Below are 21,694 nucleotides of genomic sequence, written 5' to 3'. Positions count from 1 at the left end.
GAGGCGGGGAGGAAGTCAGGAGGACGACAGTAAATGATAAAACAAACGACAAACCTCGTCCTTCAGGGCAGGGGGAGGTCAGATTTTATGTCGAGAATAACATTAATTAGACTCAAATAGTTTACAAGCTCTTATACTTTTGGACATTCTATTTAATAAAAATTATAATACTTTTACAAGAGAGAAACCTAAAAAGAAAAATAAAAAGAAAAGATATCTTCTTAATCATCGTTTTCAGGATGTATTATTAGTAGGGGTTCTTGATTTACGTTTAAATCTCCTTTAGGATGCTGAGATACTTGATACATTACCTCTATTAAGACGGTGTATGTTCCCTTAGCTAAATAAAGGCTCGCACTATCGTTATCAGGAGTTAGCACAACTGACGTATTTCCTATTGTAACTTTCACGGTAAACTCGCTAAAGACTTTTTGAAGCTTTTCTCCGTGAAGCAAGTGAAGCTCATAAGTTCCGTTAGAGTCTATTACTATGGTTGCATTAGCAGTTACATTACCGCTTGCTCCCGCAGTTAAATTTCCTAAATTAATATATGCAGGAATTACTTCTCCTTGACTGCTAGTTTGGATATGATATGATATATATGCTAGTGGACCGTATCCCATTACTCCAGCTATTAACATTCCTGTTGCCAATGAAGCCGTAGCTACCAAGGCCAAGAGTAGATATGTTTTCATATACTAAGGTAGTCGTTTAGTCCTTTTAAAGATTACGTTCCGGAACAGTTCACCTTAGGATTCTAACAAGCAAATCTCAATGTTATTCAATATTTCTTGTTCAGTCATGTTTGAATAGGCCGTTCCGCTCACGTAAGCTATTACTTCCTCTTCCTTATGTTCAAACTCAACGTTTGCTACGGTATTGTTTAAACTGAGCGTAACGCTCTCTCCATCCTTGAAGTAAAGGATTACGTAAAGTTGGTTAAAAACTCCTTCCCTAACTTTAAGTTCTACCTTATATTCTCCAGTCTCCTTAACGTGAAAGAGAAACTTAGTTTTAAAAGAGAAGGAATAGAGATGAGTTGAAGATGAAGGCATTACACTACTTATAGGAGAAGGATGAAGTGCCTCGTAAAGTTAAAAGCCTAGGATAACGTTGAGTACTAAAGTTAGTGCCAGAAGTGCTGTTAATAATTTTAAATTCACGTATACATTCTTCTTTCAGAGGGAATTTAAACGTTTGTTCTACGAAACTGCGGAACAGTAAACTAATAAGCTGGGGATAAGAGAATAAAATAGATGCCAAGATTATTAGCATTACTGCTACTGTTATTGTCTGCACTTCTTTTACCTTTATTTCATTCTTCTACTGGCGTAATTAATGTGTATTATAACGGTACTGTAACTGTATATTTATACAATGTTTCGAGTATAAATCTAATAGGAACAAATGTAACATGCATAAAGGTAGAAGGAGCAAAGTACGTAGTTCAAGGGAACACCCTCATTATACAAGGGAAGAGCGCAACAATAACTTACAGAAGCGCTTTGCCTAAAGGAGTAATTGAAACTGAACAGCCAGAAAATCTTACAGTGAATGTATTAATTCCTGCGGGATCTTCTATAACCTACCTTTATCCTCAACCTTCCAGCTTTACAGTTGTTGGAGGCCTTTATAACATAACCTTTGAGAACACTAGTAAGGTTACTGTACTTTATACCTATACTCAGACTAACTTGCACACCTCATCATTTTCTCCTGCATTCTTCATTTTGGCCATAGTTTTAAGTGACTCTTCTCTCCTTTTCTTTTTCCTATATTATATAAGGAGAAATAAGAGAACAAAAGAAGAGGGAGAGAAAGAAGAGGAAATTCAGATCGGTTTAGATGAGAGGGATAAAGTAGTCCTTGATGCCATAAAGAAGAGCGGAGGCACTTCTACCTTATCTGAGTTAGTAAAGCAAACTAACTTACCTAAAACTACGGTTTATAGGAGACTTAAGAGATTAGTAGCAATGGGTTACGTTGAAGAAGTCAGGGAAAAAGGCAAAGTAAGGTATGTGCTGAAGAAAGATTATGTAGAAAAATGATTACTCATATTAAGATAATACTTTTTAATCTATGTATCAAGATTTTTCAACCTCGAATATACTTTTATTCTTTCCTCCACTTCGTCTATTGGTTTACTAATTTCCTTAAATCTTATCTTTTCCAAGAAATTAACTACCTCATCAGGATTGTCAACACCGCACATCGTCATAGAGGATATTAATTGTCCTAAAGCCCAAGGTCCTCCATAGGCAGTACTTATAAAATTCTTTAGTTGTTCAAAGTTTTCTTCTATAAACTTACACGCCTCGTCTCTAACGAATGGATTCCTCATAACTTGGAAAATCAAGTAAGGCGAATCTTGAAGTTTTATAGTCCTGTTCAGTATTAATTGTACTACATTGTTTATTATTGATTTGTCCCCTATTGAACCTATTGCATTAAGCATCCTAATTTTCTCTTCATCTAGGATGTAGGACGTATACTTATTCACTAACGTTTGAAAGTCGCCAGTAGACACTGCATAAGCTATTGCAACGGCGTTTTTCATCTTACTGGGTAACTTATCGTATTCTAAAAACAAGTTTGATAAACCCAAAGCAAAGTCCTCGTCTTCGTAGGCTAAATTACTCGCAATGCTAGTGTATGCAATCTCGCCTAGGGGATCTTTAGAATTTCTATATAACTTATATAAATCAACTAGGATCCCCCTTGAAAAATGGAAGAATTTCCTTTTATCGACCAAGAAAAGAGTGTTAAGTTGTTGAGTAATTTCCATTGCTACCAAAGGATTCTTATTAACTTTTGAAAGCACTTCTTGATAGGTCTTAAAGTCTATCATTGATGCAAGCAGGAAGCTCCAATAGTCATTTACTAACCCTAACTCCTCGTAATCATTAAGTTGAGGTAACATAGTTAGTTTGTCGTAAAACACCCTGTAAAATCCTGATCTATTGACGTTCACCTTTATTTCCTTTACTTCCTTGTCTACCTTTACTTCTTCCCTACGCTTATCAAACAAGAATTTTCCGAATTTACCGTTTACCTCATAAGTTAATGGAACCTTGTATAACTCGTTAGAGTCCACGTTCAATAAAGTGAACCTCTTTTGTTCAAACTCTATTGAATTCCCTTCCACTCTTACGAAAATTACTGGATAGCTTGGCTTTGTTATCCAATCCTCAACTTCTACGTTTCCGAGAGATTCCCAGAACTCCTTTCCTTCTGCGTTAGAAAACTTATGTCTATTTAAGTAATTTACAACGCCTCTCCTAAATTCTTCTTCACCAATAAAGCCCTCTATCATCCTTAATACGCTAGCTCCCTTACCGTAACTTATACTATCGAACATCTGCATAATCTCGTGAGCCTCCTTTACATTAGCCTCAATTGGATGAGTAGTAGATAAGGAATCCTTTTCCATCGCGTTCAGAGTATCTGACAATAAGAAGATCCCTTCAGGGTCCCATTGAGGAAATATATCCTTTAATGCCTTGTAAGACATAAAGGTTGCAAAGCTCTCATTAAGCCATAAATCGTTCCACCATTTAAGCGTAACTAAATTGCCAAACCATTGATGAGCTAATTCATGGGCTATTGTACTTGATACTCTTAGCTTGTGAGAAACTGAAGATGAATCATCTGCCAAAAGCTCAGTCTCCCTAAAAGTCACTGCTCCCCAGTTTTCCATAGCTCCTGCCTCAAAATCGGGAACTTGAATTAAATGAAGTTTCTCCAGTTGGTAAGGTATTTCAAAGTATTTTTCATAGAAATCTATTACCCTTCTGGCAACGTGTAACGCAAAATAGCCTTTATTAACCTTGCCGGGAACTGTTGCAACTATAATTGTAGGCCTTTTGCTTTCGTCTTTAATTTCCTCAAATTCATCAATGCCTAAATAAAGTAGGTAGGTTGACATCCTTGGCGTTTCCTCGAATTCGTAAAGCAATTTGCCTCCATCTTCTTTAACGTTAATCACCCTAGTGTTTGAGATAACCTTTAAACCTTTAGGTACTTTAACGAAAAGCTTAAAAACTGCCTTCATGTCAGGTCTGTCGAAACAAGGTATGAAATTTCTGGCATAAATTGGCTCAAATTGAGTTGTTATCATATATTTTCCTTCGTCATAAGGCGCTGAGTAAATTCCTAAAATTGAATCTTTACTAACCCTCCCTTTAAAATGAATTTCTAACTCGTCATTTACTGGAGAGTGCACTATCAACTTGCCCTCCTTTACTTCAAAGGGCACATCTTTCCCATCTGCCTTAACGCTGAGTATATTAAGTCCTACACTGTCCAACTCCACCTTATCTGAGGATAGCTTTACTCTTTCTATTCCATCATAATCAAGTCCGTTAAGATCTAGGAAGATCTCGTATTTCTTTAGATTAATAGGCATAAAATATGTTGAAAGCGATATTATAAAAACTTTTGTTAGTAACGTCAAGTATGAACAATAATTTTGTTAGTTCAGTATAAATCATATAAAGTATAAATTTATTTTCAATTCTTCACAAGATAATAAAATGATTATTATAACTTTAGCCATGTTAAAATTTTTATTATGAAACGATACGAGTTTGAGGGAATTTTAACTAAATTTTAAGCAAATAAAATCGTTTACCAAACTATCAACGTCAATAGTACTTGTTTATTAAGGTTTAGCTAACCTATTTTTAAGCTATTTGATAATATAAGTATCAATGGAAGAGGAAAACATATGGTTGGAGAGGGAAAGACTACATAGAAGATGATGCTGATATTAAAAAGTGGAAGTCGTTAAAATATAAATGGATCCCAAAGGAAATTAACGGTGGAACCGTTTTCGTTAAACTTCATTGTAGGCCCTAGACAAGTAAGTAGGACTACTATGATTAAGCTTTTAATCAGAAAACTTTTGGAGATCAATCATTACAATCCTTTCTCCATATTTTACTGTAGTTGTGATATCCGATTACGAGGAACTTTTGAAGAGAATCAAAGAATACTTAAAGATGAAAAAAGATGAGAACGTAAGATCTTCGTTCATCTTCCTAGATTTATTTCAGCCTCACCACAATACTCACTTGCACTCTCTTGAATTTTATTCTTTATAGTGGTAAGTGCATCGTTAATCTTATCGTATATTTCATTAGGTGAGGGTGAGACTGGCATTCCCTTAAGAGCGAATTGAACTTCTCTCAAAACAACCCAAGAAGTACCTACAAACGCATTTGCATCAATCGCAGAACTAAAGGTGAATTTGCAAACAAACGCCTTTCCTGAGACCTCAAAAATTCCGTTTTCGACTTCTGCCCCGGAATAAACATAACCGTAAGCATAAACCACGTTCTTACACTGGTAGAAATTAACTATAGCACTGATAACGTCAGTATTAAGTAGGATTAAAGTGCAAGTGTAATTGACTACAGCAAACGAGTAGGGTATCCCTGCACAATAGAAGCCGTGATAAATTAGGCAACAATCAAAAGCTTGATAAAGTTGTTTGCACATTCCACAACTATTGTGTTGTTGTACCAACTCAAACAGTTGAAGTTTTCGGTAAATTCTACACTAATGTTATGAAGACAGGGGTACATCGTTGAGTTATAGATCTTAAGTAATAAAGCCATAGTCGTACCGTTGTAAACAATTCCTACTGCATAATACTCTATGTTACCGCAAATGCATATCTTATCAATCGAGAGTTCTGCATAGTCGTAAGGAAGAGGGCCTACATAACCACAACCACCTCCAATTCTTCTTGGGTAGGTATTACATTCGGCGACCCTATGTGGATGGCAAAAGGCACCAGAAACAGCGATACTATCTCTAGTATCCTTATAGCCCAAACTAAGTACTTAGCCCAACTCATTTGCAGAAGGAAAAAGAGAATGAGTTTATAAGGGGCCTATTTGTTCCTTCTGACTATTTGTATTATTACAGAGAAGCCAATTAGCCCTATACCGTTCACAAGGAATACCGGCCATAATGAAGCATACCAAGGTGGCGGTATAACTTTAGTTATAACAACAGGGCCCAAAGCAAGTGTTTTACAGACTGGTATTGTTGTCGTAGTACCGTTAGAATAGATGCGGGTAACGTTATAACCAGTTAGTGCAGGCTCATAAATATAGGTATTATGGTCAATGTGAAAGAGCCATAAACCTATGCCTACAAGGATTATTGATAAAAATATAATAGATAGGTTTCTTTTATTTGGCTTCACCTTTGCAAGAAGCGAAAGGAATTCCATATTTCTAAATAAAAAATGTTTAGCTTAAAATACCTTATGGTTGTATCCAGTGTGTACAGTAGTTTAAACCATTTATTGTGTTTTTGCTTTGACATTCTGACAATTGAACGTAATGTAGATTGCGGGAACTATAAGCCACCGCAAATCCTATACTGAAATACCAAGCGTATGGATTCCACCACACTCCAAGAAACTCATTATGGAATAACGTTAAACCAGATTCAGCATAAAATGTAGGAATTGGAGCTGTACCTCCTACACCAATTGCACTTGAATGTCCTGCAACGGCATTTATAGGCACTTGAGCCACATTAACCCACATTGCATCCCATCCAGTACTGTCATGACAACAAAATAGTATCGTACACACTGACGTGATCGTCCCTTCTAAAGCAAAAGAGGGATTTACTCCACTAGGATCTGTAAACCCGTAAGTATTTATAACGTTAAATGTTTCACAACCGTATCTGTATGATGTTGGGAAATGCACGTTAATTAACGTAACTGGTGATGTGCATTCTTGTAATATTCCTGTAGCTACGTATCCATTATCATATCTGTAGGCTAATGTCATAAGGGTCTCGACATTAGGACGTATATTAGAAGCGGACGAAAGATTACAGTAAATTTTATTCCCACAAGCCGTCCATACTTGTTCAACTATCATGTAAGTGTTTGATGCGGATTCAAAAACTATCCCAAACTGTAGAGCGAGACAAACTGTACCTGAATAGATTATACCAGAATATTCTGAGGCTTTTACCCATGTCGTTAGCACGAATGCTAAATAGCTACCACTGCATGTATGAGTAAAACCAGGCATGGTAAAGTTAACAGTGATAGACGTATAATTTGATGGCGAAGTTCCAGAAGGATACGTACAAGGATAGAATGCTATTACATATGTATTTGGACATGCTGTTGCTCCTACATGTATTGTTGATATTGGTATCTCTAATAGGAATAGTACTAGAAGACCTAAACCTCGAAGACTTCCTCATTTGCTGAAAAAAGAAAGTGTGACCTTATAAATGGCTTAAGAGGAAACCAGAAAAATAACTATTGTAAGAGAACCTACTACAAAAATAGTTACTATTGCAAAAGGTAATAGGCCGATCCACTTATACTTACTGATTTTTAGGTAATCGAATAACTTGCTAAACCAATAAACTCCGCTTAAGAACAATAACTTTTCACCGGTTAAGACTAGCAAAACATGTAAGAAACTCCTATCATATCCTATGAAAACATTTCGATCCATACAAAGTAATCCGAGATAGGAAAACAGAAGTGTGACCGTGTAATCAAACAAATTACCTAAGATGATAATAATCCATAGTACCTTAACCCTATCCACGATAAGCCACTTATCCATGCAAATATTATGTTTTTTGCAAACATACAGAAGAAGGGAAAGGGAATGACTTTGTCGCAGTACCACAACCAAACACTAACTCACACATATAGATAGTGCTGTAGCTTTTAATGTAAAAATGTCTCCGTAGAGAATTACTGCGTTTTTATGAAATTCCACGTCGTGGAGGAAATTATACATTTTCGTCCATTCGTACTGCCCCCTCAGTAAGGCTCTGTATTTTTTCGTTATTTCATTTTTTACCATATACCCAACCCTCTAAGAACCTCTCAGCTTCTTCGTCGCTTTTCGCGGGGGCGATTGCTCCATAACCATCGGGCGATTTCATAACGAAGTAGTACTTTCTATCTGGCACTTTAGTCCAATACTGCTTGAATGTGTCGACAGCGAGCACTTCAATTACGCTTTTGTTGTTGTATGTTATCAGCCTTAAATGTAAGTCTCCGATAGAACATACGAAATACTTCCAGATCGGTAACGACATATCTGCGTATGCTATTATTATTTTAGCCTTTTTTACGTAATCAAGAAACTCTTCCTTTGATTTGCATTTTATCTCTTGCATAATGAAAAAAGAACGTGATATAAAAAAAGTTATGCTTCTTACAAACGTGTCTAAAAGGGCGTCTGTTTTCTGGAAGAATTAAAGATGCAAATTGATTATTCTCTACATCAAGTAAACTCTTAAAGAGTTTAGGAAATTGGGAACTGCTAGGTTGCACAAATTTCATGAGACCTACTCCTCCCCGCCCTAAAGGGCAAGGGTTCCCTCCTCATCGTTCCCAACATCGTTTAGCAGTCGGGGTAGCCAGAGAGATCATCGCCAAGCTCTAGTCCCTTAAGAGATACTCCTTGCTTCTCCCACGGTCCCATTCAGCAAGGGGCGTCGCTAGCGTCATTAAAAGAGATATTTAAATCATCATCGTCCCCGCCTTTCTCAAGGCTTTCAATCTTTTGTAAATTGACTACGTTATTCTCGCAGTTTACGATAAAGGCTAATTTCCGGACTCTGTATCTTGATAATTAGCAATCACGCGAGAAAGTGCAATTCTTCTTTTTTTATATTATTAAAACTCCTAACCCTTTAGCGTAACCCCTCACGGTCTTATTTATTTTAGAACCAGTCAACACGGGATAAACTTCTTTTCCTCCCAATTCTTCTTTTAATACTTTCGTCTTATTAAGCAAATCATCTACGTCACTAACCTCAGCCCTCATTTTAACCTCTACCGCATAGACTTTTCCGGAAGTCTCAACAACTGCGTCAATTTCACCTAATGAAGTTTCATAATGCCTATAAACACTCACAACCTTCTCGCCGTTGCTTTCTAAATAATCGACAAAATTCTTAACGTAAACTTCCTCTGTCAATAAGCCTAGATCACTCCTAGTTGCCTCAACTTTCCTATCGACTTCCTTAATTTTATTCTCAAGATCTGTTTTAACGCTCTGAATCTCGGCCTTAAGCTCCTGTTTGATTCTCTCGTCGTTCGAAAGTAGTTCCTGTTTAATCCGTTCATCATTAGCTAGAAGTTCCTGCTTAATTCTCTCGTCGTTCTCTAATAGCTCTTGCTTGATCTTTTCATCGTTAGCAAGCAATTCCTTTTTAACTTCCTCAATCTTCTGTAAAAGTTCTTGTTTTATCTTCTCATCATTAGCTAATAACTCCTGCTTAATTTTTTCGTCGCTCGCTAATAGTTCCTGCTTTATCTTCTCATCATTAGCTAATAATTCTTCCCTAGTTTTCCTTATTTCGTCCCTCAAGTTTCTCTCAATTTCTCCTAACCTCTTATCAACGTAGTCGTAAAGCACTAGGTTAGAAGCATAATTAGAGATGATCTGGGTTTCTAAGGCATTAAGTTCCTTCCCTGTCTTTATCTTCTCAACAATGCTGTTAACAAAGTCGTTAAACCATTTCCTTACCTCCTCTGACATAAGAGTAACTTAGAGAAGAAAATTATAAACATTTATCTAGGGAAAAAGAGATATGTGAAAGTTAGATATAGAATAAAATTAGATAGGTCTTACTTAGCAATTTTAATTAAGGATTTGTTTGAATACACATGCTACCCATTTTACGCTTAAAGAAAGATTCAGCTAAACGTCAACGCTAAGTCAGTTACGATGGACTTAACTCATTGAATAGATGACTAAAAGATCGACAAGCCTCGCCCTTCAGGGCGGGGAGGAGGTCAGTAAAATCGAAATTAACACCAATTAAATGTTCTTATAATATATGAAAATCTAACTAAGTAAGTGGGCAAAATATCACTTGATCATCACGTTAAAAGCTTTAAAATCACCACGATATTGTAATTTCATGGAGGAATTAATAAAGAAAGCTGAGGAGAAGGGGATTGATGTTGAAGATTTAATAATCTTAGCGTTATCCAAAGAAGACCCCTCTGAGGGAATAAAGATGAGGATAGAGTTAGCTAAGAAGTATATGAATGAAGCAGAGGAGTATTTAAAGAAAGGTGACGCCGTCCAAGCTTCAGAGAAGGCTTACAAGGCGGCCGAAGAAGTCGTGAAAGCATTGGCCGAGAAGTTTAATACTCAAGAGCAAGCGTTGAAGGAAGGCAGATGGTACACATACTTACTTAGTAAAGCTGCTAACGCGCTTTCCTCTACTTTGGGAGATAAGATAATTAAAGGTTGGAGTAGTGCTTACTTATTGCATGTTTGGGGCTTTCATGAAGCAAAACTTGGGACTAAGGACATTACGTCCTATATAAATGCAGTAAAAGAAATGTTAGAGGAAGCGGGAAAGTATTTATCTTGAACTTTAACGCTTTTGTCCTCATTAAAAATTAAAGTATAGGATGAATTAAATTATATAAAACAAAGAAATTTAGTTTAATCGCTTATATCGTTTAATTCATTACTTAGAAATTGATTATGAATTCTAAATATTACATTCCATTATTGAGCACTTACTTATTTCCAATAAACCAAAGATTTTACAGTTTTTCTAAATATCAGTACAATTTACTTATATTCTCCACAAATTCGTCGTTTTTTACAGGATTTTTAATAATTTATACCTTCATTTTCTAGACTGCCAGGAGGAAATTTGTCCAACTCTTCCTTTGACTCGTTCACATTCCTTACTATCTTACAATCATTCGAAGAGTAATCCCCAATATAGGAAAAGTACGCCTTCAAATTTTATATTAGATGAATGGAATAAGTTGAGTTTATTAACGTAATTATTAAGTTGATAACAAGGATCTTCATGAAGATCTCCATCAGCTTCCACAACGTCATCTCCTATCTTCTTTACATGCTTCCAACCTTTAGCTTCAACGACTAAAGCTTTACTCTTGCCAACGAATATCACGTCTGCCCTCTCGGTAAAGATTGGATATTCCAAAATAATAGGGTGAGGAGGACTTATTGTCGATAGGAGTTTAAGCAATTTCCTCCAGGCTTCCTTCTGTTCAACTGTCGGTTCCTCATTAAACGTTTCCTTATAATGTCTAATTATATCACTAACTATATCGTCGACCGAACGAGTAAATCCCTGGAGTATTACCGGTAGCACATGTTTTATATACGAAATAAATTATAAACTTTCGGCTTACTCTCCCTTCTTTTTAAACAATAGCTGCGGCATGGCCCTCGAAATCCTACCTTGTATAGTTGAAACTGTTAATTACCAAGTAGTAACTCATGAATCCTTGAGAGGAAAAGGAGAAGAGATTAGGAAAAGAAAAGATGAGCTAATTAAGGCAGGAATTGAAGAAAAGTACGTCGAAGACCTCGCAGAAGACGTCGAGAGTGCTGAAGGGGCAATATGCGGAAATGAGAAGAGGTTAAATGCTTATTTAGAGATCTTAAATATTATAGGTATATAACGCGTGCTATACTTTCGCTTTACTCTCCCTTTTTATCTTTAAGGAGTTAAATTGTCATGATAGTGAAGAAAGTTAGAGGAGTAATAGTGTCGTTCCCCTCAAAGGAAATTATGGACGAAATATTGAAAGAGGCAAACGTAAAGCAGGAAGAAATTAAGGACGTAAAAGAGAATTAGAAAACTATAATGCAGGAATTTTTAGATTAAAGGCAATTATTTTATTGCTTCTGCTGTTTCTTTTCTTTCTTCCATTCATCTATTAATTCCTCTACTTTTTCTATTTTGTCTTGATTTAACGTTCCTAACGTGCTCTTTAAAATAAGAACAAAGGTATCTATATTCCTACTCTCTAATGATGAATAAATATCTAATGCTGACTTTAAGCTTGCAGGAGAGATGCTAAATTTGACGAGCTTGTCTTTTTCAAGTTTTTCTCTCAAATAACTCACAAGATTTCTTATCTCCTCTTTCTCATCATCTCTTAAATTATATTTCTTGAGAAACATATCCAAATCTTCCGTACCTTCTGGATAATTAAAATAAAAGCTAACAAACCTCCTAGCCAGTGCATCGCCTACGTAAAATAGGTTCCTCGCATCTGTTAGGTTCATTGTAGAGATAATCCTAATTTTCTTTAACGGTTCGTTTTCCTTGCCTTCTTTTCGTAATTCTTCATAAATCTTGAGGAATTCCTTTGCGTATTGGTCAATATTATCTCCGTAACTCTTTATCTCATCAATTAAAGCCTTAGGAATGAACCAGTCCTTCGGATCACTACTGGAGAAAATGGTAAATAACTCTCCGAAGGCCTTATCTACGTCGGCTCTATTTATTTCATCTATAATAACGTAATAATTACCCTCCTTAATCCTTGAGGCTTTAACGTAAGCTTGAATTAATAAACCGCTCTTCCACATTACGGATCCTTCCCTAATGCTCTCTCCACCTATTAAATTCCTCCTAAACCACAATGAATTTGCAGTAACTATATTGAGGCATTCGTCGTTACCGCTTAAAGATCTTGCTAGTTCTATAGCTAATTTAGTCTTACCTACTCCTGGAGGGCCGATAAAAAGAACATTACCCTTTTCTATGGCTTTTATAATAACGTCGTTTATACCTTGAGGTAAGTATAAATCCTCTACATTTACCTCTGTCTTAGGATTTTTACAATTTATTTGAGGTTGAACAAAAGACGTCTCTTCTACATTAGATTTAGGCATTTCAGCAGGTAAACTAGCATAGAATTCCAATGTAGTTTTTATTTCATCCTTTTTAGATAAAATGAATCTTTTAACGCTATTTATAGCCTTCTGATTATCTTTTGTGTAACAGTTATTAGCTTGAGTATTAGTGCCTTCTAATTCGACATTATCTCCTTGCCAAGCGCCATATTCAGAAGGATTTTTCCTTATACTTTCGTGCAACCAAAATACCTTTATCCTAAACCGAGTGACCCAAAACCTGTCTGTCTCACGCCAGCCAATAAAATTCCTAACGGCGTCAGTTTCTATATCAGTCACTAAACCGAAACCTATTATACCTAACCCTGCAATCCTTAAAATTCCAATTAATATTCTATCGTTTGAAGGGAGATTCCTACTTCCGTCAGTTTTAATATAAGCCTCTTGATACCTTGTATTAATTCCTGAAGTCGAGCTCTTATCTCCTGATCCCCATAAAGTGTAACCTATCTCTCCCTTAATTGAATAGTTAATAGCTGAGGCCCAGTGATCTTTAGAGCCTACAAAGACGCAAGGAAGAAATTTATCATTTTGAACGTAACTTAAGAAAGTTTCCGCTGCAATATCAGGATTTCCGAATAGCTTAGCAAATTGAGGCCTAACTACCAACCATTCGCCATACATAATATAAAGTACTAAGTAAATCTTAAATTATTTTTCCCAAAATTTTATCAATAATACGTAAATTTTCTTCATCCTTTCTTAAAGGATCAATAATTGCCATATAAATCAAGTGAGAATTATAATAAAAGTCCAAAAGAGACCCTTTCTCCTTGACCATTTGATCTAATTCTCTAGTTGCGCTATCTTCAGCATCGTAATTTACTTGGCTTTCTTTTAAACCAGGATAAACTAAGACAGAAACTTCTGGATCGTACTCGTAAGTGTAAGCCATTACTTTAAACCTACCCATTGTAATGTAACTTACTGAAGAAGAGTATTTACACTCGAAAATTATGGGCTTAGGAAGTTTATCCTTACTATCTAACGAAATGTCAGGTCTTCCCTTATATTTGTCTACGTTTTCCGTGTTATCAACCTTTCTTAGGGAAGAACGGGGGAGGGAAGTATTGAACACAAGTCTAATGAGTTTGCTACCTTTTTCAGCAAAGAATTCTCCGTCCTTTCTAATAATCTCATATCCCTTACTTTCTAAGTAATTCACTACAAGGTAAAATACATAAAGTTCGTAAAGTTTCCAAAATAGGAATTTTATAATTTTCTTATCTACTACCTCTCCTTTCTCTTTAGTTCCTACCTTAATGCTTTCAAGACCCTTGATTAAAAAGTATGCCTTATAAGCTCTTATTAACCATTCCGGATCAGTATAAGAAGGTTCTCTATAATAGCCTTCTGGGAATTTCTCCTTTAAATCACTCAGTTCTTCGTATTTTTTCTTAAAATCTTCCCGAAAATTAAAATATCTTGGTATATCTTCATTACTTTTGTATTTCAAGCTTTCGTGTTTCTCCTTTACTAGGTGATAAATTCTCCTAAGCAAGTAACCTAGGATTGAACACTCGGGAGCGTTAAGGCCTTCAGCAAAGTTATAATAAGCTAGCATATTCATTGGATAAACTGCTATTGTCCTTGGTACATCAAGCTCTCCGAACAGCTCTTGAGAATACTCTACGGAAAACTCCCTATACGTTAATCTGTCTTTTAATGCCTCTCTTGCTGAGCGTACTGCATCCTTTGTAACTAGATAAATGATGTAAAAATAAATGTAAGAAAGAGTATAATCGTTTATTGGAACTTCTGTATTGCCTTCAAACAGTGAGAGGAGTTTTTCAATATCAACAACTCCTTTATATTGTAAATAATATCTTCCTACCTTGTTCAGAAGTTCTCTATCTCGCCTATTCACAAGATAAGATATTACTATCAGTTATTAATATTTAGACTGAGAGTATATGCTCTCAATTGAGGAACAGTCTCAAAAAATCATATAGAAAACATTTATAAGAAAATAAAGAAGGACATATACTGTAATGGACAAATGACATATCACTTTTATGTAGTTGTTCCTAAAGAGGTTAAAAGTGTATTAATTCACGTTCTACGCTGGAGAAAGAAGTTTGACGACGTTGAAATCCACGGCTGTACAGATAAATGAAAAGTCGTCCCCTTTATCCTTACCTAAAATCTCCTTAACTTCGTGCCTATTTCTTGGGAAAATCCCTCTAGAGATTAAATAATAATAAGCTAACGATATCCCGTTCTTTCCTTCTCTGCATTCTTTATCTACAAGTTGTTTAGCTTTACTTATTGCCTCTTCAATTATCTCGTTCATATTATCAATTTTCATTGCGTTAATAACGTGTTCTCCGTTAATTAAGACGTTGACATAAAATGGGTCTTCTTTTAAAAGCCTTAGGAAAGTATTGTAATCTATGACGTGTAAATCCAGGCTTTCATTAATTATAACTATTTCCCTTAAAGCTTTAAATACCTCCTTAATATCGTCTACAACAACTAGAATGTCCTCATCGCGTTCTTTACTGCCGAACTTCGTTATTAGCCTTATCACATGAAAGACTAGAAAATTAAGTATATACGTATTTCTACTTTCTCCTCCTCACTTATTCTAGAATTTTAAATTAAATTTTACCTTGACATAATTCAATTTATTTATAGGGTCGTCTACGTCTAGTATTGTTATATCTCTTCCGTCAACCGTTATGACGTGCCAATCTCCAATTTCTTTGTAGGTAGGAGAAATAATATTCAATACAAAGCTCGGCCTATTTGCCACGTTCTCTTGCCTAATATTAGTGACGACAATTGCCCTTACTTGACTCCATGGGACTATTAGCTCACCTTCTAATCCTCCCTTCTGTTTCTTAGAATACTTTCTCAAAAAGTATAATGAGAGGGCGCCTATAATTACCATAATTACTCCGTCCAGGCTTCCAGTAGTTTGTGTTAATGGATAATTCCTAGCCCGACGAAAAAGATAAGGGCGGAGAAAGATACAGCCAAGGAAAGTAAAATTGTCCTAGGGCCATACTTTGCTAAAATTTTACGCCTGCTTATTATATAAATTCCGTCGTTAGCTGCTGCGTAAAGAGGAATTAGAATCCTGGGGGAGAACATTTGATATGGAGTTTGTAAAGGGTTTAGTATAACTGCTTCGCTAAGCCTCTGCATAAAATAAGTTGAATTTCCAAAATTATATCTTTTAATTTAGCGAACTACGCCTTGTAAAGCTTTTTTAGAAAGACATTAAGAATTTAAAGGGTAAGATCTTCTTTAAAGCCTGCAGAGTATAAACGCAATTTGATGTTATCCAACCCGCAATTCTCAGTTTAAAGTACTGCTGAGCGTAAACAGAGGTTCACCTATAAAACGAGTATAATGCCAGCTCAAGTTTTTAGCATTCCTAAAGATATTCATGGGCATAGTGCATAGAGAGAATTACTGACTCCTCCCCGCCTCGCAGAGGTAAGGGTTCCCTCCTCATCGTTCCCACCATCGATTAGCAGTCGGGGTAGCCAGAGAGCCCCCAGAGAGATCATCGCATAGCTTTAGTCCCTTGAAGGGAGATGCTGTTGCTTCTCCCACAGTCCCATCGGCAAGGAGCGTCGTTATCACTAAAAGATCTTTGAAAAAAGAGAGATTTAAACACGGGGCTATCCATCTGGCGAGGCTTTCCGCTCTTAACCTCCTTCTCTGTAAAAATGCGTTATAAGCATGAACGTATTATTTATCCTAAATATCTTAGAGTATTATTAACGTTATCAATAAAATTTTTTTAAGCTTTTCTGCTCTTTAATACATACAATGAAAGTAATACTCCAACAAAAATATTACCCTTTTGCTGACTTGATTACTAGATATAAAGAACTTCTGAAACTATCCCATAAGATCCTTGACGGTTTATCAATAAACGTTGAGAAAATTCTTTATGCTAAGATTACTGCTCTTCCCAGGTCTTATTTTTCTCCTTTTGTTCGCGTTATTAATCCAGAAGTTATTATCCTTTCATTAAATAAAGACTTTAAAATAGTAGGTTATGATAAAACTGTCGATATTTCAAAATTAACTTGGAGAGAGTCATATTTGAGAGTAGAATTCATAGGAAGCGTCAACGACATAAAAGCTGTTTTTATTCTAACTATTAGAGGTAGCGGAAAAGATAGGAGAGATTACGGTGACATAGAGGTTTATGCTTATAATAACAACTTTGACGGCTTTGATGAATTATTTAAGAAGACTAAATTAAACCTTGAGCCAATACTACGTCTCGAAGGAGTTAAATACCTTGCAATAGGCCCTCTCGATTCACGCATTTACGACGTGGATAAAATTATAGCGTTTTCAACTAACGATATTAGGTCATTTCTTTCTGTTATGATAAAGTTCTTGAGGAAGGTTTCGCAAAGAAATACTGACGTCGAGAAAAAGGCTGTAGAAAGACTGAACTCTTTCCTTAATTTTGGCACTTTGTTTAATAAAATATATAATAAGGATAAGTTTATTAAGGCTACACATAGGTCTTTTGTAGAGAAAGGTTACAATGTTATCCCAGGGAGTTTAACAATATATGGAGATAAACCTCTATTTGACGGATATCTCAATTTCATTGAGAAGGTTATAATTCCAAGTTTAAGCGAATTTCCTACAGAGAAGGAGTTTGAGGATAAATTAAATAAAGGATTAAGTAACATTAAATTGTGAAAGTCTCTAGTTCTTTCTCATAAGTATTCATGGATACCCTTTTGGTATACGTAAATAAAAACGTTCTTTTGTACCATTACGTTCGACTTCTTATTTTTTCCTAGTATTTTTTGAAGTTTGTAAGTATTGTTATCAATAACATAACCTGGTGGCAAAGTTCCTCCTCCTTTTGGCATATATATAACTGCTGTGCATGGCGACCTTAAGTTAGAAGGTAAATTAGATAAGGACTCCTCTAACTGTTCTATGAGGCTTCGACTTTGCTTTCCAAAAGACTTAAGTTCTACTATGAATGTGAAGGATTTACTTTTAATTAAAATAATATCTGGATGCTTTAATATAATACCTCCGTTAGTATATAATTTGCGTATGTAATCCTCATTGCATATTATTTGTTCAAAGCAGAATTGTGTACTCTTTGTATTAATTGAGGTCATGATGTTAGAATACTCATTGTATACTTTATCGGAATATATACAGTCTTCTCTAGGATCAAATTTCCTTCGTCTTACTGCCCGCATATAGGATAAGATAACACGAAGTTCAGATGTCTTATCATCACTACATTCACAAACTTGAGTTTTCCCAGCACTAAAGCACGGTAAATAAATAGAATTACAGCTCACATAAGTATTTGCAAATTAACAATTAAAATAATTTTCTAGTCCTATAAGTCCAATTATATTGTATTAAGATGTAATGAAATAAATATTACATTAAACTAAGCGGTAACTGTGCTTATGTGAGCAGCGGCTTTTATCATTGGTAAAACCATTAAACTAAGCGGTAACTGTGCCATATCTTTAGAATCCTAAATTCAATTCACGAACTACTTCTAGCTTAACCAATTACTTTCGATATGTCCACATCCCTTCCTTTTCTTAAAAGGACTATTTTATCGCCGTCTTTATAAATTAGATATTCTCTTTTTAGTAAGAAAAAGAAAATGTAAACTAACACTTTAACAAAAGGATTCTTTAGCTCTATTCTAGTCATGACATAATATTAGCCTTATAATTAATGGAGAGTACTGAAATTAATGGGATAGAGTTCGTCAAGATCGTTTACTAAAATTAGTAAATAAAAACACTAATACTTTAAACTCGGAATTTTTGCCTTCCTAGCGGAGCATTATTTATTATTAGGTTTACTATCGTGAACTTGTTGATAACGTTAATCAAATTATTCTAACTGTCTTAAATTATACATTGATCATTCCCCTAATAACGCCATAAAAAAGTACCTTACGAGATTACCTCTTATCTCATGCCAAGAATTTTACAAGCCTTTAGAACTTCAATGAATAACATAATTTATCACGATGGAGAAAGACCTATATAACGACTATTTTGAAGCTAGAGTAATTGAAAGTTTATCCGATTTATTAATTTCGTTAAACTTATGGAGGGAAGGATATACTAGAAATTCTGCAGGAAAAGCAATTAACGCAGTAAAGGCTTTGCTAAGCGCACTAATAGTAATTAATGAGGAGAAATTACTTAGCTAAGGATGAAAAGGAGAAAGATAAGAAGAAAGGACGCACTGTACCTACTCGCAGCATGTATGCTTTAGCTCAGATGTTAAAAGACGCCAGAATAGACGTTATAAATATAGTAAATTTAGCTAGAGATTTGCACGATATAATGGATTTGACCCAGATTTTAGTAAATACAGTAGAAAAGAAGACGTTTTGAGGGATTTAATAACAGTAGTAAATGATACAAGAAAAGTAGTCCACGAATATTTCCAAAAATTTGAGGAAAAAGCAATTACAGAAAAGATTGACGAATTAGTTAAAGAACTGACAAGCAAAGGATGAATATTTAAGTACAATGTGTAAATATCCAAAGGTTAATAATAAATGGCTTAGATTTGTAGTAATAATTATTAACTGACGGAAGTTGCAGAAGGATACATGCTTATAAAGATTTGTAATAATTATTAACTATTTTCTTAAGAGAGTCGGCATTCTAGCAATGAGAGATCAAAAGTTTAAAGGAATAAAACTTAAAATATCCTAATTTTTTAAAACCATATGCAGAGTAAAGTTTTAGTTATTGCGGGAATAACTGTAATTGTAGCTTTAGTACTTGCAGTAGTATTACTATCACCGCATAGTTCCTCCAGTCCTATCACTTCTAGTAGTCCGCAAGTAAGCCAAATAGGCAAAGTTAAAGTTAGGTAAATCTACATGCTTCATGCCTGGAGAAACATATAGCATATCTTTAGTCTTTAATAATGGGGAGGCAATTACAATAACTGCAGTAGTAACGTAGTCTCTTACTTGCTAGCTCTCATATCTTAAGCCTTTATATTTTTATAATCTTCCTCACTAGTTCATTCCTCTTTTCTTTATCTCCTTCTATGATCTTCTTGATCTCCTCATTTGTAACATATATAACCTTAAACTTTTCAAGGTTCACGTTGGGTTGGTTAGTTATTATGAACTTCTTAACCTCATATATTCCTTCCTTGTCATAGTCTTCCAACTTCTTCATATTTCCTATATTATCTAAATTGTCCCTGTTACTTAGCTTAACGTCACCTATATAAACAGCATTATCAGTCTTAAAATATATATCTGCAATAACACCCTTTTCCTCAATTTTCTTACCCTTAGTATGAACATAGTTTATTTTCAGTTCGTTCTTAAGGTCAAGTAACCCTTCCCTAATTTTAGCCTCCAATTGCCTTGAAATCTCCATAGGGTTGCCTATATCAAAGACCTTAATTAACTCCCTCCTTATGCACTCATCTTTTTTATAATCTTCCTTACATTTCTCTAAAGCTAACTCGTACGCAGTCCTAGCCTTATCAAGTAATTCGTTTACCGAAGAAGCCTTGACCACTTCGTCAATCTTCAATATCTCCTCATAATACTCTTCACAATACATCCTAAGGATATCAACCTTGTCTTCTTCACTCAATTTTAGTTCTATCTGCCTTTCCTTAAGCCTTCTGGATAGGGCACTGTCGTTTATCTTACTCATTACGTCAGGAGTCATTGAAACTATGATGGGTAATTTAATTTCATTTATTAACTTATGAAGTTCCTTTAAAACCCCCTCTTCCGCCTTTATTTCATCTAAAAGTAAGCCCACATTACCGAGGTTCTGTAAGTCCCTCAAAAAGTATATAAATCCTTCAACGTCCTTAGTATAACTCATGCAATACAATCTTTCCGCGTAGCTATACACCTCACTCCACTTCCTTTTTAAGCATAAATGTCTTAACCAGTTTGGAAATTCCCTAATTTTTGCAAATGAAGTGTAACCTATTTCATTCCTATGAGCGTAAAGTAAATTAAAAGAGTTTGCCTTTACCTTTTCATAAAACTCTGTTAAGTTTATGAATTCCCAGGCAGAGGAAGAGAGGGAAGAACTGTTAACTAAATCCAAATATATAATATAGGAATTATCTTTTAGATCGTTATAAACTGCGTTTAACAGTGTAGTCTTTCCCATGCCCGGAGATCCTACTATCGTTATTACAATATCCTTTCTCTTTAAAATCGAATCTTCAATTTCCCTTAAAGCATTCCTCCAAAGCTTGCCCTCAACCTTGGATTTCTCGCCGTGCTTACTTACAGTGTACTCTTGAAACTCGCACATTTACCTCTTCCTCCTTATTATTCCGTACATCACTCCTCCTTTTATGAAGCCCTCTTCACCGCCGGGTATAAGCTCGTAGTGTTGCAAAATGTAATCTCCGAACTTAGCCATAAACTGTTCAATGCTCATTCCCAACTGTTTTCTTAGATTATCTATTCTCACGTAGCCAAGTGAGTCCTTCATGAAATCGTATGTCCTATCTAGGTCGGCAAAGCTTTTAGGTTTGCCGAAGTATTCCTCTAAAACTTCCCTTAACGCATCCTTTAGGTTTTTCATATCATGCTCTTCTGCCTTCTTTTCTTCTACTTGCTTTTTAGCTAAAACGTAATAAATTCCTTGACCTCTTTTTTCCTTAAATTTTATGAAGCCTTCGCTCTCTAACTCTTTAATAATTTTATCTATCGTTGTCGTACTTTTCGTCATTCCTAATTCGTGGGCAATAGCAGTCTTTGTGAACTCCTTGTTTTCATCTCCTCCAGTAACTCTAAGTATTGCTTTAACTATTTCATCTTTACTTGGCATATATAATTTTATTTTCTCTTACATTTAAACTTTATTTACTCAACTTTTTCCATCTCTTGTAATCTTAGAAAAGGTATTATATAACCGATTGAGAAAGTAGTCAAGCTTAGTACGTTTTCGCTAAAGTTCATTCTATAGTAGGTAAAGTTATGTATAAGTATGTGG

22 protein-coding genes and 2 pseudogenes are annotated in these 21,694 nt (G+C 35.2%); 6 read left to right on the top strand and 18 right to left on the bottom strand.

What is annotated here, in order from left to right:
• Positions 1-221: 221 nt before the first annotated feature.
• Together D1866_RS03845 and D1866_RS03840 are read right to left on the bottom strand one after the other, a co-directional pair.
• Complete coding sequence (locus D1866_RS03845) at positions 222-695, bottom strand: hypothetical protein (RefSeq protein ID WP_152942740.1); 474 nt, start codon at positions 693-695, stop codon at positions 222-224.
• 54 nt (positions 696-749) lie between these two features.
• Complete coding sequence (locus D1866_RS03840) at positions 750-1,055, bottom strand: hypothetical protein (RefSeq protein ID WP_152942742.1); 306 nt, start codon at positions 1,053-1,055, stop codon at positions 750-752.
• 201 nt (positions 1,056-1,256) lie between these two features.
• On the opposite strand from D1866_RS03840, the gene D1866_RS03835 reads away from it, so the two are divergent.
• On the top strand, positions 1,257-2,048 hold the full coding sequence (locus D1866_RS03835) for a helix-turn-helix transcriptional regulator (RefSeq protein ID WP_152942744.1): 792 nt from the start codon (positions 1,257-1,259) through the stop codon (positions 2,046-2,048).
• Positions 2,049-2,077: 29 nt separating this feature from the next.
• Here the strand turns inward: D1866_RS03835 and D1866_RS03830 are convergent, their stop codons facing one another.
• From D1866_RS03830 to D1866_RS03795, 7 genes are all read right to left on the bottom strand, one after another.
• Complete coding sequence (locus D1866_RS03830) at positions 2,078-4,405, bottom strand: M1 family metallopeptidase (RefSeq protein WP_152942746.1); 2,328 nt, start codon at positions 4,403-4,405, stop codon at positions 2,078-2,080.
• A gap of 626 nt (positions 4,406-5,031) precedes the next feature.
• Positions 5,032-5,499, bottom strand: a complete 468-nt coding sequence (locus D1866_RS03820) for a hypothetical protein (RefSeq protein ID WP_152942748.1) — start codon at positions 5,497-5,499, stop codon at positions 5,032-5,034.
• Between the two features lie 397 nt (positions 5,500-5,896).
• Complete coding sequence (locus D1866_RS03815; RefSeq protein WP_231136401.1) at positions 5,897-6,241, bottom strand: hypothetical protein; 345 nt, start codon at positions 6,239-6,241, stop codon at positions 5,897-5,899.
• A gap of 34 nt (positions 6,242-6,275) precedes the next feature.
• Positions 6,276-6,815: a hypothetical protein gene (locus tag D1866_RS13335; RefSeq protein WP_231136400.1), complete on the bottom strand. Its 540-nt coding sequence runs from the start codon at positions 6,813-6,815 to the stop codon at positions 6,276-6,278.
• A 462-nt stretch (positions 6,816-7,277) separates the two neighbouring features.
• Positions 7,278-7,598, bottom strand: a complete 321-nt coding sequence (locus D1866_RS03805; RefSeq protein ID WP_155861049.1) for a hypothetical protein — start codon at positions 7,596-7,598, stop codon at positions 7,278-7,280.
• Positions 7,599-7,848: 250 nt separating this feature from the next.
• Positions 7,849-8,181 carry a hypothetical protein gene (locus D1866_RS03800; RefSeq protein WP_152942752.1) on the bottom strand — a complete coding sequence of 111 codons (333 nt, stop codon included), beginning with the start codon at positions 8,179-8,181 and terminating at the stop codon, positions 7,849-7,851.
• 494 nt (positions 8,182-8,675) lie between these two features.
• Positions 8,676-9,551 (bottom strand): hypothetical protein, encoded by an 876-nt coding sequence (locus tag D1866_RS03795; RefSeq protein ID WP_152942754.1) that lies wholly within the window; start codon positions 9,549-9,551, stop codon positions 8,676-8,678.
• Positions 9,552-9,936: 385 nt separating this feature from the next.
• Here D1866_RS03795 and D1866_RS03790 point away from each other — a divergent pair, with 385 nt between their 5' ends.
• Positions 9,937-10,398 carry a PaREP1 family protein gene (locus D1866_RS03790; RefSeq protein WP_152942756.1) on the top strand — a complete coding sequence of 154 codons (462 nt, stop codon included), beginning with the start codon at positions 9,937-9,939 and terminating at the stop codon, positions 10,396-10,398.
• Positions 10,399-10,737: 339 nt separating this feature from the next.
• On the opposite strand, the gene D1866_RS03785 is transcribed toward D1866_RS03790, so the two are convergent.
• A complete protein-coding gene (locus tag D1866_RS03785; RefSeq protein WP_231136398.1) occupies positions 10,738-11,160 on the bottom strand; it encodes an NERD domain-containing protein in 423 nt (140 codons plus the stop codon).
• 70 nt (positions 11,161-11,230) lie between these two features.
• On the opposite strand from D1866_RS03785, the gene D1866_RS03780 reads away from it, so the two are divergent.
• Positions 11,231-11,473 carry a hypothetical protein gene (locus tag D1866_RS03780; protein WP_152942758.1) on the top strand — a complete coding sequence of 81 codons (243 nt, stop codon included), beginning with the start codon at positions 11,231-11,233 and terminating at the stop codon, positions 11,471-11,473.
• Positions 11,474-11,690: 217 nt separating this feature from the next.
• Here the strand turns inward: D1866_RS03780 and D1866_RS03775 are convergent, their stop codons facing one another.
• The 4 genes and pseudogenes from D1866_RS03775 to D1866_RS13815 all read right to left on the bottom strand — a co-directional run bounded on the left by D1866_RS03775 (position 11,691) and on the right by D1866_RS13815 (position 15,866).
• Positions 11,691-13,340, bottom strand: a complete 1,650-nt coding sequence (locus D1866_RS03775) for an McrB family protein (RefSeq protein WP_152942761.1) — start codon at positions 13,338-13,340, stop codon at positions 11,691-11,693.
• A 22-nt stretch (positions 13,341-13,362) separates the two neighbouring features.
• Complete coding sequence (locus D1866_RS03770) at positions 13,363-14,583, bottom strand: hypothetical protein (protein WP_155861048.1); 1,221 nt, start codon at positions 14,581-14,583, stop codon at positions 13,363-13,365.
• A 192-nt stretch (positions 14,584-14,775) separates the two neighbouring features.
• A complete protein-coding gene (locus D1866_RS03765; RefSeq protein ID WP_152942765.1) occupies positions 14,776-15,246 on the bottom strand; it encodes a hypothetical protein in 471 nt (156 codons plus the stop codon).
• 57 nt (positions 15,247-15,303) lie between these two features.
• A pseudogene (locus D1866_RS13815) lies at positions 15,304-15,866 on the bottom strand (conjugative plasmid protein (pARN3)).
• 633 nt (positions 15,867-16,499) lie between these two features.
• On the opposite strand from D1866_RS13815, the gene D1866_RS03755 reads away from it, so the two are divergent.
• Positions 16,500-17,396 carry a hypothetical protein gene (locus tag D1866_RS03755; protein ID WP_152942767.1) on the top strand — a complete coding sequence of 299 codons (897 nt, stop codon included), beginning with the start codon at positions 16,500-16,502 and terminating at the stop codon, positions 17,394-17,396.
• Positions 17,397-17,413: 17 nt separating this feature from the next.
• Here D1866_RS03755 and D1866_RS03750 read toward each other — a convergent pair whose 3' ends face one another.
• Entirely contained in the window at positions 17,414-18,022 is a 609-nt protein-coding gene (locus D1866_RS03750; protein WP_152942769.1) for a hypothetical protein, read from the bottom strand.
• A gap of 214 nt (positions 18,023-18,236) precedes the next feature.
• A complete protein-coding gene (locus D1866_RS03745; RefSeq protein WP_152942771.1) occupies positions 18,237-18,392 on the bottom strand; it encodes a hypothetical protein in 156 nt (51 codons plus the stop codon).
• Between the two features lie 325 nt (positions 18,393-18,717).
• Here D1866_RS03745 and D1866_RS03740 point away from each other — a divergent pair.
• Positions 18,718-19,215: pseudogene (locus D1866_RS03740) on the top strand (PaREP1 family protein).
• 216 nt (positions 19,216-19,431) lie between these two features.
• Entirely contained in the window at positions 19,432-19,581 is a 150-nt protein-coding gene (locus D1866_RS03735) for a hypothetical protein (RefSeq protein ID WP_152942774.1), read from the top strand.
• Positions 19,582-19,705: 124 nt separating this feature from the next.
• On the opposite strand, the gene D1866_RS03730 is transcribed toward D1866_RS03735, so the two are convergent.
• Both D1866_RS03730 and D1866_RS13330 read right to left on the bottom strand, forming a co-directional pair.
• On the bottom strand, positions 19,706-21,007 hold the full coding sequence (locus tag D1866_RS03730) for a ligand-binding sensor domain-containing protein (RefSeq protein ID WP_152942776.1): 1,302 nt from the start codon (positions 21,005-21,007) through the stop codon (positions 19,706-19,708).
• Positions 21,008-21,529 (bottom strand): helix-turn-helix domain-containing protein, encoded by a 522-nt coding sequence (locus tag D1866_RS13330; protein ID WP_231136397.1) that lies wholly within the window; start codon positions 21,527-21,529, stop codon positions 21,008-21,010.
• Positions 21,530-21,694: the final 165 nt, after the last annotated feature.

It is taken from the genome of Acidianus ambivalens, from assembly GCF_009729015.1.
Taxonomy (GTDB): domain Archaea; phylum Thermoproteota; class Thermoprotei_A; order Sulfolobales; family Sulfolobaceae; genus Acidianus; species Acidianus ambivalens.
The sequence above is the reverse complement of the archived record's forward strand: the minus strand, read 5'-3'. Positions and strand labels throughout refer to the sequence as shown.